The following is a 13,720-nucleotide window of genomic DNA, read 5'->3' on the forward strand; positions in this document are numbered from 1 at the left end:
CTAGCGTGCATCGACATCGCAGGCTGTGACATGCCGCTCGCGTAAGATTTGCCGATGAGCCCGGCCAAGACCCCCCAGGCGCGCGTGACCGAGCTGCGCCAGCAGCTGGATGACGCCAGCTACCGCTACCACGTCCTCGATGAGCCCAATATTCCCGATGCGGAATACGACCGCCTGCTGCGCGAGCTGGACGAGCTGGAGGCCGCCCATCCCGAGCTGGTGACGCCCGATTCGCCGACCCAGCGCGTGGGCGCGGTGGCCTCGGGCCGCTTCGCCGAGGTGCGCCACGCGCTGCCGATGCTGTCGCTGGGCAATGCCTTCGACGACGCCGAGGTGGAAGACTTCGTGCGGCGCATCGCCGAACGGCTGGGCCGGCGCACGCTGAAGTTCTCGGCCGAGCCCAAGCTCGACGGCCTGGCGATCAGCCTGCGCTACGAGCAGGGCGTGTTCGTGCAGGGCGCCACGCGCGGCGACGGCACCACCGGTGAGGACGTCACGGCCAATCTGCGGACGGTGCGGGCCATTCCGCTGCGGTTGCGTGTGGCGGGAATGGGGAATGGGGAATCGGGAGTCGGGAAAGGCAAGAGCGGAGCTGCTTCTGCCATTCCCCATTCTCCATTCCCCATTCCCAGCGTCCTGGAAGTCCGTGGCGAGGTATATATGCCGCGGGCGGCGTTCGAGGCCTATAACGAACAGGCGCGCCTGCATGGCGGCAAGGTGCTGGCCAATCCGCGCAATGGCGCGGCCGGTTCGCTGCGCCAGCTCGATGCGCGCATCACCGCGCAGCGGCCGCTGGCGTTCTACGCGTACGGCGTCGGCGAGGTCGAGGAGGGCGCGCTGCCGGACACGCACTCGGGCACGCTGCAGCGCCTGCGCGAATGGGGCTTCCCGGTCAGCGACTTGTCGCAGGTGGTCGAAGGCGCCGAGGGGCTGTTGCGCTACTACCGCGAGATCGGGCAAAAGCGCGATTCGCTGCCGTTCGACATCGACGGGGTGGTCTACAAGCTGGACGACGTGGCCGGCCAGCGCGAGATGGGCTTCGTCTCGCGCGCGCCGCGCTGGGCGCTTGCGCACAAGTATCCGGCGCAGGAACAGGCCACCACGGTGGAGGACATCGAGATCCAGATCGGTCGCACCGGCGCGGCCACGCCGGTCGCACGCCTGGCGCCGGTGCAGGTGGCCGGGGTCACCGTCACCAACGCCACCCTGCATAACGCCGACCAGATCGCGCGCCTGGACGTGCGCGTGGGCGATGCGGTGATCGTGCGCCGCGCCGGCGATGTGATCCCCGAGGTGGTCAGCGTGATCCTCGAGCGCCGTCCCGCCGACACCGCACCCTGGCAGATGCCGGCGCAGTGCCCGGTGTGCGGCTCGGACATCGTGCGCGAGGAGGGCGCGGCGGTGTGGCGCTGCTCGGGCGAGCTGAGCTGCCCGGCCCAGCGCAAGGAGGCCATCCGCCACTTCGTCTCGCGCCGGGCGATGGACGTGGACGGGCTGGGCGAGAAGTTCATCGAGGTGCTGGTCGATGCCGGCGTGGTCCAGGGCGTGGCCGATCTCTACACGCTCGACCTGGATCAGCTGCTGCAGCTGCGTCTGGTCACCGGTGCCGAGACGCCGGAGGGCTTCCTGCGCGAGGCGCGCGAGCATCTGGCCGCCGGCGCGTACGCGAAGCTGGAGGCCGCACTCGCCCGCGTGCGCGGCGACGGCGATGCAGTGCCGGAGACCTGGCAGGCCGACCTGCTGCGCGCCGGCCTGCCGGCCTTCGATTGGAACCGCAAGAAGATCGCGACCAAGTGGGCCGAGAACCTGGTCGCCGCGCTGGAGGCCAGCAAGCGCACGACCCTGGAGCGCTTCCTGTTCGCCCTGGGCATCGAGCATGTCGGCGAGAGCACGGCCAAGGCGCTGGCAGCGTGGTTCGGCGACCTGGAGCTGGTGCGCAGGCTGCCCTGGCCCGTGTTCAAGCGCGTGCCGGACATCGGCGGCGAGGTGGCGCGCGCGCTGGGGCGTTTCTTCGAACAGTCCGGCAACCAGCAGGCCATCGACGACCTGCTGGCGCGCGGGGTGGAGATGGTCGACAGCCATCCGCCCAGCGCGCTGCTGCGCGAAGGCCTGGACCTGGCCACGCTGCTGGTCGACCTGGAGATCCCCAAGCTGACCCGGATCCGCGCCACCGCGCTGGCCGCGGCGATGCCGCAGGTCGCCCAGATCCTCGCGGCCGACCAGGACGCGCTGGTCGCCGCCGGCCTGCCCAAGGACACCGCGGCCGCCCTGGTCGAATGGCGCGACGCGGACGACCACGCCCACCTGCTGCAGGCCACCGGCGAGGCCCTGGCGCGCCTGGACGCGATCACGCCCCAGGCCAGCGCGATCCAGACCGGACCGCTGACCGGCCAGACCGTGGTGCTCACCGGCAGCCTGGAATCGATGACCCGCGACGAGGCCGGCGCCCGGCTCGAGGCGCTCGGCGCCAAGGTCGCCGGCAGCGTGTCGAAGAAGACCGCCTTCGTGGTCGCCGGCAGCGAGGCCGGTTCCAAGCTGACCAAGGCGCAGGACCTGGGCATCGAGGTTTGGGACGAGGCGCGGCTGACCGCCTTCCTGGATCAGTACGCGTGAGCTGGCAGCCCAGCGCCCGCCTGGAGGTGCTGCGCCTGCGCGCCAGGCTCAACGCCCAGGTGCGTGCGTTCTTCGCCCAGCGCGAGGTGCTGGAGGTCGAGACGCCGGTGCTGTCCCAGGCCGGCAACACCGAGCCCAACATCGACAGCTTCACGACCGCGTTCAGCGGCCATGTCAGTGCCGGCGCGCGCACGCGCTGGCTGCGCACCTCGCCCGAGTACCCGCTCAAGCGCCTGCTCGCCGCCGGCATCGGCGACTGCTACGAACTGGGCCGCGTGTTCCGCAATGGCGAGGCCGGCGGCCGCCACAACCCCGAGTTCACCATGCTCGAGTGGTACCGCGTGGGCTGGGACCACCGGCGCCTGGCGCAGGAGACGGTCGAGCTGGTGCGCCTGGCCCTGGCCCTGGTCGATCGCCGGGCGCGCGTGGACGAGCTGACCTACCGCGAGCTGTTCCTGCGCGGCCTGCGGCTGGACCCGTTCAGCGCCACGCTGGAACAGCTGCAGGCGCCGCTGGCGTCGGTGCGCATCGACGGCGAAGGGCTCACCCGCGACGACTGGCTGGACCTGCTGATCACCCACCACCTGCAGCCGGCGTTCGCCGCCGACTGCATCACCATTGTCCATGACTGGCCGGCCAGCCAGGCCGCCCTGGCCAGGCTGCGCCCGGACGACCCGCCGGTGGCCGAGCGCTTCGAGCTGTACCTGGGCGCGGTCGAGCTGGCCAACGGCTACCACGAGCTGCGCGACGCGGCCGAGCAGGGCGCACGCTTTACCGGCGACCAGCGGCGCCGGGCCGAACGCGGTCTGGTGCAGCCGCCGCAGGATCGCCTCTTGCTAGAGGCCCTGCCCCTCATGCCACACTGCGCCGGCGTGGCGGTAGGCATCGACCGGTTGCTGATGGCGATGCTGGGGACGGCGAGCATCGCCGACGTGCTGGCCTTCGATTTCGCACGGGCCTGACACACCAAAGGCATACACGGATCGTAAACAGGTCACTATGCTGGCATGCAGTGCTCGCAGGGAGTTGAAGCTTGCGTATCGCTCAGGGGAATGTCGTGTCCATCCGTCGTGTGCTGCAGGCCGGGCTTCCGGGAACCGCCGCCTTGATGCTGTCCGCCTGCGGCAGCGTGGGCTGGATGTTCGGCGGCCACGACACGCCGCCGGGCGAGGTGCCGGTGGAGCACTTCAGCTGCGAGTCCAAGGACCAGAACCTGAGGTATTGCGACGTGGACACTTCGGCCGGCGTGCGCCTGACCCGGCAGGTGTCCAACATGCCGTGCATCAAGGGCCGTACCTGGGATTACGGCCGCTTCGGCGTCTGGGTCGATCATGGCTGCCGCGGCGAGTTCATCAGCGGCGCCGGCGATGACGACGGCGGCGAGTTCGACCTGCGCCACAAGGTGCTGCGCTGCGAATCGCAGGACCAGCAGCGCCGCCGCTGCGATGCGCAGGTGACCAGCCCGCCGGCCACGCTGCTGCGCCAGCTCTCCGACACCGCCTGCAAGGAAGGCAGCACCTGGGGCTGGGACGCGCAGGGCGTGTGGGTCGATGGCGGATGCCGGGGCCTGTTCCGGGTCCGATGAACCGCCACATCGGCGCGGGTAAAATGCGCCGATGAACGAGACCTTCGATTACGCCCGCTACGACCGCATCCGGCCCCTGCTGTGGACCGGCGATGCCCTGCAGCTGCTCGACCAGCGCAAGCTGCCCTTCGTCGTAGAACACCTGACCTGCAGCACCAGCGACGAGGTCGCCGCGGCGATCCACGCGCTGGCCGTGCGCGGCGCGCCGGCGATCGGCATCGCCGCGGCCTGGGGCACGGTGCTGGCCGGGCGCGCCATCGAGGCGTCCGACGGCGCCGAGGCCGCGCTGAAGCTCGAACCGGCCCTGCAGCGCCTCAACGCCGCCCGTCCCACCGCGGTCAATCTGGCCTGGGCGCTGGCGCGCATGCGCCGCGCGCTGCAGCCCGCCGGCGCCGACTGGCGCGCCGTGCTGGAGCGCGAGGCGCAGGCCATCGCCAGCGAGGACCTGGCCGCCAACCGCCACATGGGCGAGCTGGGCGCGGCACTGATCGGCGAGGGCAGCGGCGTGCTGACCCACTGCAACACCGGCTCGCTGGCCACTGCCGGCTTCGGCACCGCGCTGGGCGTGATCCGCGCCGGCGTGGCGCAGGGCCGCATCGGCAAGGTCTTCGCCGACGAGACCAGGCCGTGGCAGCAGGGCGCGCGCCTGACGGTGTGGGAGCTGCAGCAGGACGGCATCGACGCCACGCTGATCGCCGACTCGGCCGCCTCGCACCTGATGAAGACCGGCGCGGTGCAGTGGGTGGTGGTCGGCGCCGACCGCATCTGCGCCAACGGCGATACCGCCAACAAGATCGGCACCTATCAGCTGGCCATCGCCGCGCGTCACCACGGCCTGAAGTTCATGGTGGTCGCGCCGTCCTCGACCGTGGACATGGACACGCCCAGCGGCGAGCTGATCGAGATCGAGGAGCGCGATCCGGGCGAGCTGCACGGCATCGGCGGCGTGCGCACCGTGGCCGAGGGCATCAAGGCCTGGAACCCGGTGTTCGACGTCACGCCGGGCAGCCTGATCGATGCCATCGTCACCGAGAAGGGCGTGGTCGAGCGGCCCACCACCGAGAAGATGCGCGCCGCCTTCGGCTGAAGAACGCGACCGGGGCTTGCGATGCGCCCCGCGCAAGGCCTTGGGCGCGGTCGCCGCAGGCCCGCGCGCAAGGCCCGCTTCCGCGCGCAAGTGATTGATTCTTGGCGCTTCCCGGTACGCATCGGGGGGCGTGCGCGTGTTACAATTTCAAGGTTGAAATCCCCTCCGAAACCAGCCTGCCGCGCCGTTGGCGGCCTGGCCTGTTTCGGCCCGATGTACCGAACACAAGCACGGACCTCGAATGGCTGATCTCGCCAAGGAAATCATCCCCGTCAACCTCGAAGACGAGATGCGCAAGAGCTACCTCGATTACGCCATGAGCGTGATCGTGGGCCGCGCCCTCCCGGACGTCCGGGACGGCCTGAAGCCGGTGCATCGCCGCGTGTTGTACGCGATGAACGAACTGGGCGCGCACAGCAACAAGCCGTACTACAAGTCCGCGCGCATCGTCGGCGACGTGATCGGTAAGTACCACCCGCACGGCGACCAGTCGGTGTACGACACGCTGGTGCGCATGGCCCAGCCGTTCTCGCTGCGCTACCTGCTGGTGGACGGGCAGGGCAACTTCGGTTCGGTCGACGGCGACTCGGCCGCGGCGATGCGTTACACCGAGGCGCGCATGTCGCGCCTGACCCACGAGCTGATGGCCGACATCGACAAGGAAACCGTCGATTTCGTGCCCAACTACGACGAGAAGGAGCTGGAGCCGTCGGTGATGCCGACGCGCTTCCCGAACCTGCTGGTCAACGGCTCGGCCGGCATCGCGGTGGGCATGGCGACCAACATCCCGCCGCACAATCTGTCCGAGGTGGTCGACGGCCTGATCGCGCTGATCGACAACCCGCTGATCGACATCGATGCGCTGATGGACTACATCCCCGGGCCGGACTTCCCGACCGCGGGCATCATCAACGGCACCGCCGGCATCATCGCCGGCTACCGCACCGGCCGCGGCCGCGTGCGCATGCGCGCCAAGGCCGAGGTCGAGGTCGACGACCGCACCGGGCGCGAGGCGATCATCGTCACCGAGATCCCGTACCAGGTGAACAAGGCGCGGCTGATCGAGAAGATCGCCGAGCTGGTCAAGGAGAAGAAGCTCGAGGGCATCAGCGAGCTGCGCGACGAGTCCGACAAGGACGGCATGCGCATCTACATCGAGGTCAAGCGCGGCGAATCGGCCGAGGTGGTCCTCAACAACCTGTATTCGCAGACGCCGATGGAATCGGTGTTCGGCATCAACATGGTCGCCCTGGTCGACGGGCGACCGCAGCTGCTGAACCTCAAGCAGATGCTGGAAGCCTTCGTGCGCCATCGCCGCGAGGTGGTGACCCGCCGCACGATCTTCGAGCTGCGCAAGGCGCGCGCCCGCGCCCACATCCTCGAAGGCCTGACCGTCGCGCTGGCCAACATCGATGAGATGATCGAGCTGATCAAGACCTCGGCCAACCCGAACGAGGCGCGCGAACGCATGCTCGCCAAGACCTGGGAGCCGGGCCTGGTGGGTTCGCTGCTGGCCGCCTCCGGCGCCGAGGCCTCGCGTCCGGAAGACCTGCCCAGGGGCGTGGGCTTCATCGACGGCCGCTACCAGCTGACCGAAGTCCAGGCCACGCAGATCCTGGAGATGCGCCTGCACCGCCTGACCGGGCTGGAGCAGGAAAAGCTCACCGAGGAATACCGCCAGCTGCTGGACACCATCGCCGGGCTGATCCGTATCCTGGAAAACCCCGACGTGCTCAAGGAAGTCATCCGCGAGGAGCTGCTGAACGTCAAGGCCGAGTTCGGCGATGCGCGCCGTAGCGAGATCCGCCAGAGCGAGGAAGACCTGGACATCCTGGATCTGATCGCCCCGGAAGACATGGTGGTCACCCTGAGCCACGCCGGCTACGCCAAGCGCCAGCCGGCCAGCAGCTACCGCGCGCAGAAGCGCGGCGGCCGCGGCCGCAATGCGGCCACGACCAAGGACGAGGATTTCATCGACCAGCTGTGGCTGGTCAACACCCACGACACGCTGCTGACCTTCACCAGCAAGGGCCGCGTGTTCTGGCTGGCCGTGCACCAGCTGCCCGAGGCCGGGCCGAACGCGCGCGGCCGCCCGATCATCAACTGGATCCCGCTGGAAGGCGATGAGAAGGTGCAGGCGGTGCTGCCGGTACGCGAGTACGCGCAGGGTCGCTACGTGTTCTTCGCCACCCGCAACGGCACGGTCAAGAAGACCCCGCTGACCGAGTTCGCCTTCCGCCTGGCGCGCGGCAAGATCGCCATCAACCTGGACGAGGGCGATGCGCTGGTCGGCGTGGCGCTGACCGACGGCGAGCGCGACGTGCTGCTGTTCGCCTCCAACGGCAAGGCCGTGCGCTTCGGCGAGGAGGCGGTGCGCTCCATGGGCCGTACCGCCACCGGCGTGCGCGGCATCAAGCTGGCCAAGGGCGAGGACGTGGTCAGCCTGATCGTGGCCGAGCGCGCGGCCGGCGCCGGCGCCGAGTCGGAGGACGAGTCCACCGACGAGGTGGCCGAGTCCAATGATGAGACCGTGCTGGAGACCCTCCAGGACGAATCGGGCTGCTACATCCTCACCGCCACCGAGAACGGCTACGGCAAGCGCACTCCGCTGGCCGACTACCCGCGCAAGGGGCGCGGCACCCAGGGCGTGATCGGCATCCAGACCAACGAGCGCAACGGCAAGCTGGTCGGTGCGCTGCTGCTGGGCAATACCGACGAGGTGATGCTGATCTCCGACGGCGGCACGCTGGTGCGCACGCGCTCGACCGAGATCTCCTGCGTGGGCCGCAACACCCAGGGCGTGACCCTGATCCGGCTGTCCAAGGGCGAGAAGCTGCAGGCCATCGAGCGTCTGGACGCCTCGCTGGAGGAGGAAGAGGATGCGGTGGCGGCCGACGCCAGCGCAGAAGCGCCGCCGCCGTCGCCTGCGGGCTGAGCCGGCAGAGCGGCCGGCGGCGCGGTTCACCGACCGCACCGCCGCCAGCGCTTCATCCTCCAGCGGCCGCGCCCTCAAAGGCGCGGCCGCTTCGTCTTTGTGGGAGCAACGGTCTTTCCGATCAAGTCACGGCCTGTTTGTAGAGCGGAGCTTGCTCCGCTGCTCTTCGTCTGGTTCATGGGAAAGCCCCAGCGGAGCAAGCTCCGCTCTACAGGGTGCGCCGCGCTTGTGGTCTTTTTGGCCGACGGCGGCGATGAGGCTCTACCGGTTCAGCCCATCGCCGATTGCCCCAAAAGCCACAAATCGCAGCACCGGCCCGCATCCGCGCCCTCTATACTCCCGCGCAAAACCGGCTGAAGGGACTGGTGTTGCATGGAGAGTATCCAGGGTCGCGGCGCGCTGTCGCCGCAACGTGTCGCCGCGCAGGACGCGCCTTCTTCGATCCGGTCGCGACCGTCGCGCCGCCCCTGGCGTGCAGCCCTGCTGGCCGGCGCCTTCGCGCTGCTCGCCCTGACCGGCTGCGACCGTAACAAGACCGGCGATCTGCCGGCGGTGTCCGGCGAGGCGGTACAGGCGCAGAAGGCCAGGTCCGTCGCCGGCTTCGGCCTGGTCAACGCTTATCCGGACCAGCACGAGGGCCAGGTGGCCATCGCGCTGGAATTCAGCCAGCCGCTGGTCGAGTCGCAGGACTTCGACAAGCTGATCCACGTCAGCGACGACAAGGGCGCGGTGGTCAGCGGCAGCTGGGTGCTGGATGAGCACGCCAAGATCCTGCGCTTCCCGTCGGTGGAGGCCGCGCGCGACTACACGGTCAAGATCGATGCGGGCCTGCTGGCCGCGGCCGGCGGCAGCCTGGGCAAGGCGGTCGAACAGGTCGTGCACACCGGGCAGATCGAGCCGGCGGTGGCCTTCGCCTCGCAGGGCAGCGTGCTGCCGGCCAAGGACACCCGCGGCCTGCCGGTGGTGTCGATCAACGTGCCGGAAGTGGACGTGGAATTCCTGCGCGTGCGCGAATCGCAGCTGCCGCGCTTCTTCGCCCAGTACCAGCGCGGCGGCAGTCGCGGCGCCTGGTCGCTGGACGAGGACTATAGCGAGAACAAGCCGCTGGGCGAGCTGGCCGATTCGGTCTACCTCAACCGCTTCGTGCTGGGCGGCAAGCCCAACGAGCGCATGGTCAGCTATCTGCCGGTGCAGGACATCAAGCAGCTGCAGGAGCCGGGCCTGTACTTCGCGGTGATGAAGCGCGTGGGGCGCTACTCAGACCAGCTGCAGACCGCGTTCTTCAGCGTCAGCGACCTGGGGCTGCACGCGCGCGCCTACAAGGACACGCTGTTCGTCCACACCGCCTCGCTGGCCGACGGCAGCGCCACCGGCGGTGCGCAGCTGCGCGTGCTCGACGCCAAGGGCGAGACCGTGCTCAAGGGCGAGACCGACGGCAACGGCAACGCGCTGCTCAAGTACACGCTCAACGCCGGCCAGGTGCTGGTGGCCAGCCGCGGCAAGGATGTCACCCTGCTGCCGTTCAACCAGCCGGCGCTGGACCTGTCCGAATTCGCCGTGGCCGGGCGCGAGCAGGCCTGGTTCGACGTGTTCGCCTGGTCCGGCCGCGACCTCTATCGCCCCGGCGAGACGGTGCGCGTGTCGGCGCTTCTGCGCGACTTCGACGGCAAGCCGGTCAAGGCCGGGCAGCCGCTGTACCTGCGCCTGAAGCAGCCCGACGGCAAGATCTTCCGCGAGACCCGGCTGACGCCGGGCGAGCAGGGCTATTTCGCCTTCGAGCAGGCCATCCCGGTGGAGGCGCCGACCGGGCGCTGGCAGGTGGAGTTCCGCACCGACCCGGCCAGCGCGCAGGCGGTGCAGGGCATGACCCTGCGCATCGAGGAGTTCCTGCCCGAGCGCATGAAGCTGGACCTGTCCGCGCCGGAGATCCTCAAGCCCGGCCAGGGCCTGGCGCTGAAGGCCGACGCGGCCTATCTGTACGGCGCGCCGGCCGACGGCAACCGCTTCACCGCCAAGCTGGCCGTGGCGGTGGAGCAGCATCCGCTGGACAAGCTGCCGGGCTGGTTCTTCGGCGATGCCACGGTGGATTTGCCCAAGGAGGCCAAGGACGTGGTCGATGCCACGTTCGACGCCAAGGGCCACTACGAGGACACGCTGTCGCTGCCTGACGAGGTCAAGCCGGTCACCCCGGTGGCGGCGATCGTCACCGGCAGCGTGTACGAAACCGGCGGACGCACGGTCAACCGCTCCCTCAAGCGTGTGCTGTGGCCGGCCGACGTGCTGGCCGGCGTGCGGCCGCTGTTCGACGACAAGGAAGGCTCGGCGGCCAACGGTACGGCGGGCTTCGAGATCGCCCGCTTCAACGCCGCCGGCGCGCGCCAGCCGGGCAAGGGCCTGAAGGTCACCCTGGTACGCGAGCGCCGCGACTACCACTGGACCCATGACGAGGACACCGGCTGGTCGTTCGACTACACCCAGCGCTTCGAGAACGTCGACACCAAGACCGTCGATGTCGGCGGCGATGCGGTGCGCGTGGACTTCCCGGTGGAGTTGGGCGGTTACCGGCTGGAGGTGTTCGACCCGGCCACCGGGCTGACCACGCGCTATCCGTTCACCGCCGGCTGGAGCTGGAACGACGACAACCGCGGCCTGGACGCGCGCCCGGACAAGGTCAAGCTGTCGCTGGACAAGACCGGCTACCGCGCCGGCGACACGCTCAAGGTCACCCTCACCCCGCCGCACGACGGCAAGGGCGTGCTGATGGTCGAGTCCGACCACATGCTCTACGTCAAGAACATCGAGGCCAAGGCCGGCAGCGTGTTCGAGATCCCGGTCACCCCGGACTGGGAACGCCACGACGTCTATGTGACCGCGCTGGTGTTCCGCGGCGGCAGCGCGCCGTCCAAGATCACCCCCGCGCGCGCGGTCGGCGTGGCGCACGTGCCGATGGACCGCAGCGCCCGGCGCGTGGCCGTGGGCCTGAAGGCGCCCGAGCAGATGAAGCCCGGCCAGGACCTGGCCGTGACGGTCAGCGTGCCGCAGCTGGCCGGCAAGGACGCGCATGTCACCGTCTCGGCGGTGGACGTGGGCATCCTCAACATCACCCGCTATCCGGTGCCCGACGCCACCGCGCACTTCTTCGCCCAGCGCCGCCTGGGCGTGGACAGCTACGACGTCTACGGCCGGGTGATCGAGAGCTACGAGGGCGACACGGCCAAGCTGCGCTTCGGCGGCGACATGGCGCTGGGTGCCTTGCCGCAGGCGCGGCGGCCGACCGCCAAGGTGCAGACCGTGGACCTGTTCGCCGGGCCGGTGAAGCTGGACGCCAAGGGCAATGCACGCGTGCTGCTCAAGGTGCCCGACTTCAACGGCACCCTGCGCGTGTCGGCGCTGGTCTATTCGGACGACCACTACGGCAGCCGCGACACCCAGATCCTCGTGCGCGCGCCGGTGGTGGCCGAGGCCAGCATGCCGCGCGTGCTGGCGCCGGGCGACCGCAGCATGGTCACCCTGGATGTGCAGAACTTCACCGGCAGGCCGGGCACCTTCCGCGTGCAGGTGGACGGCACCGGGCCGCTGGCCATCGGCGAGGGCAGCCGCAGCGTGTCGCTGGCCGACGGCGCCAAGACCACGCTGAGCTTCCCGCTGCAGGCGCGCGAGGGCTATACGACCGCGCAGGTGCGCGTGCGCGTGGACGGCGCGGCCGACGGCTTCAAGGTCGACCGCAGTTTCGACCTGCCGGTGCGCGCCGGCTGGCCCAGCGTGACCCGCACCGAGAGCCGGGTGATCGATCCGCTGGCGCCGGTGACGATGGGCGCGGGCTTCGCCGATGGGCTGATGCCCGATTCGGTGCGCGCGCGCATGGTGGTCAGCGCGCTGCCGCCGATTCCCTTCGCCGCCGCGCTGGAGGACCTGCTCAAGTACCCCTACGGCTGCATCGAGCAGACCACCAGCAAGGGCTACGCCGCCCTGGTGATGGACCAGGCCACCGCCGACCTGCTAGGCACCAAGGGGCTGGACCCGGTCAAGCGCCGCGAGCGCATGGAGGGCGCCTTCGCCCGCATCGCCTCGATGCAGGTGGCCAACGGCAACTTCTCGATGTGGGGCGACGATGGCGACGTGGTGCCGTACATCACCCCATACGTGGCCGACTTCCTGCTCGACGCGCGCGAGGGCGGCTTCGCCGTGCCCGACACGGTGCTGCAGAAGGCCTTGAACCGCCTCAGCGAGGATTTGCTGTCCGGCGGCAACCAGTTCTACGGGTCCAACTTCCGCGATCACCTGCGCTTCGCCAACCAGGCCTATGCCGGCTACGTGCTGGCGCGCGTGGGCCGCGCGCCGCTGGGCACCCTGCGGGCGCTGTACGACAACGACCGGGGCAAGTCGATGACCGGCCTGCCGCTGGTGCAGCTGGGGCTGGCGCTGTCGCTGCAGGGCGACACCAAGCGCGGCGCACGCGCCATCGCGCTGGGCTTCGACAAGACCGGCGACCGGCCGGAGTGGCTGGGCGACTACGGCACCCGGCTGCGCGACGACGCGCTGATGCTTGCGCTGGTGCGCGAGCGCAAGCTGTCCAAGCCCGAGTACGACGCGCGCGTGATCGCCCTGGGCCGCGAGCTGGACGAGCGCCGCAAGGCACGCTGGTTCTACCTGAGCACGCAGGAACAGGTCGCGATCGCGCGGCTGGGCAAGTCGCTGCTGGGCGATGCGCAGGCCAAGACGCTCGGCGGCACCTGGTCGGCCGACAGCGCCAGCGAGACGGTGCAGGACCTGCGCCTGTTCGCGCGCAGCTTCGACATGGCCACCCTGGCCAAGGGCGTGAGCTTCAGCCCACAGGGCCAGCCGCCGCTTTACGCCAGCCTGGAGATCGCCGGCGTGCCGCGCACCGCACCGGCCGAGGACCAGTCGAAGATCGGCGTCACCCGGCGCTACTACGCCACCGACGGCAGCGAGTGGAAGGGCGGCACGCTGAAGGAGGGCGAGGCGCTGATCGTGGGTCTGCGCATCACCGCCGACACTGAGGTGCCCGACGCGCTGCTCACCGACCTGCTGCCGGCGGGGCTGGAGATCGAGAACTTCAACCTGTCCGACGCCAAGCAGTGGGCCGACGTGGTGGTCGATGGCATCACCCTTACCGAGCGCGGCGAGGCGGCCGAGGTCAAGCACGAGGAGTTCCGCGACGACCGCTACGTGGCCGCCCTGCGCCTGGGGCGCGGCGGCAGCGGCGCCAAGGTGTTCTATCTGGTCCGCGCCGTCACCCCGGGCACCTACACCGTGCCGCCGCCGCTGGTGGAGGACATGTACCGCCCCGACATCCGCGGCGTCGGTACCTCCACTCCGACCACGATCACGGTGGTGCAGCCGTAGTGCCCGTCGATTGGAGTGCCGTTGTTCCCGCCTGATCGGGATGGCGGTGCAACACACCCGGCGAGACGGGTGCTTCGGCCTGCGTGCAAGACGTCCTGTTCGGCGCGGCGGTGCCTAACCGCCGGTGTTCGTG

6 protein-coding genes are annotated in these 13,720 nt (G+C 69.9%); all 6 read left to right on the plus strand.

Annotated features, from left to right (window positions below):
* Positions 1-54: 54 nt before the first annotated feature.
* The 6 genes from ligA (at position 55) to EAT51_RS10875 (ending at position 13,587) form a co-directional block, all read left to right on the plus strand.
* Positions 55-2,613: an NAD-dependent DNA ligase LigA gene (gene ligA / locus EAT51_RS10850; RefSeq protein ID WP_130517853.1), complete on the plus strand. Its 2,559-nt coding sequence runs from the start codon at positions 55-57 to the stop codon at positions 2,611-2,613.
* On the plus strand, positions 2,610-3,575 hold the full coding sequence (gene epmA / locus EAT51_RS10855) for an EF-P lysine aminoacylase EpmA (protein ID WP_130517856.1): 966 nt from the start codon (positions 2,610-2,612) through the stop codon (positions 3,573-3,575). Before ligA ends, epmA begins: the two co-directional genes overlap by 4 nt.
* 95 nt (positions 3,576-3,670) lie before the next feature.
* Positions 3,671-4,198, plus strand: coding sequence for a DUF3011 domain-containing protein (locus tag EAT51_RS10860; protein ID WP_130517858.1), 528 nt, complete (start codon positions 3,671-3,673; stop codon positions 4,196-4,198).
* A 31-nt stretch (positions 4,199-4,229) separates the two neighbouring features.
* Positions 4,230-5,285, plus strand: coding sequence for an S-methyl-5-thioribose-1-phosphate isomerase (mtnA, locus tag EAT51_RS10865; RefSeq protein WP_130517860.1), 1,056 nt, complete (start codon positions 4,230-4,232; stop codon positions 5,283-5,285).
* A 241-nt stretch (positions 5,286-5,526) separates the two neighbouring features.
* Positions 5,527-8,220 (plus strand): DNA gyrase subunit A, encoded by a 2,694-nt coding sequence (gene gyrA, locus EAT51_RS10870; protein WP_130517862.1) that lies wholly within the window; start codon positions 5,527-5,529, stop codon positions 8,218-8,220.
* Positions 8,221-8,592: 372 nt separating this feature from the next.
* Positions 8,593-13,587: an alpha-2-macroglobulin family protein gene (locus tag EAT51_RS10875; RefSeq protein ID WP_130561605.1), complete on the plus strand. Its 4,995-nt coding sequence runs from the start codon at positions 8,593-8,595 to the stop codon at positions 13,585-13,587.
* Positions 13,588-13,720 lie beyond the last annotated feature (133 nt).

The sequence above is a fragment of the Pseudoxanthomonas winnipegensis genome, from assembly GCF_004283755.1.
GTDB classification, from domain to species: domain Bacteria; phylum Pseudomonadota; class Gammaproteobacteria; order Xanthomonadales; family Xanthomonadaceae; genus Pseudoxanthomonas_A; species Pseudoxanthomonas_A winnipegensis.

Excerpts from the sequence above, each read along its gene's own strand:
- EAT51_RS10875 (WP_130561605.1), top strand. The coding sequence starts at position 8,593 with ATGGAGAGTATCCAGGGTCGCGGCGCGCTGTCGCCGCAACGTGTCGCC.
- ligA (WP_130517853.1), top strand. The coding sequence starts at position 55 with ATGAGCCCGGCCAAGACCCCCCAGGCGCGCGTGACCGAGCTGCGCCAG.
- mtnA (WP_130517860.1), top strand. The coding sequence starts at position 4,230 with ATGAACGAGACCTTCGATTACGCCCGCTACGACCGCATCCGGCCCCTG.
- gyrA (WP_130517862.1), top strand. The coding sequence starts at position 5,527 with ATGGCTGATCTCGCCAAGGAAATCATCCCCGTCAACCTCGAAGACGAG.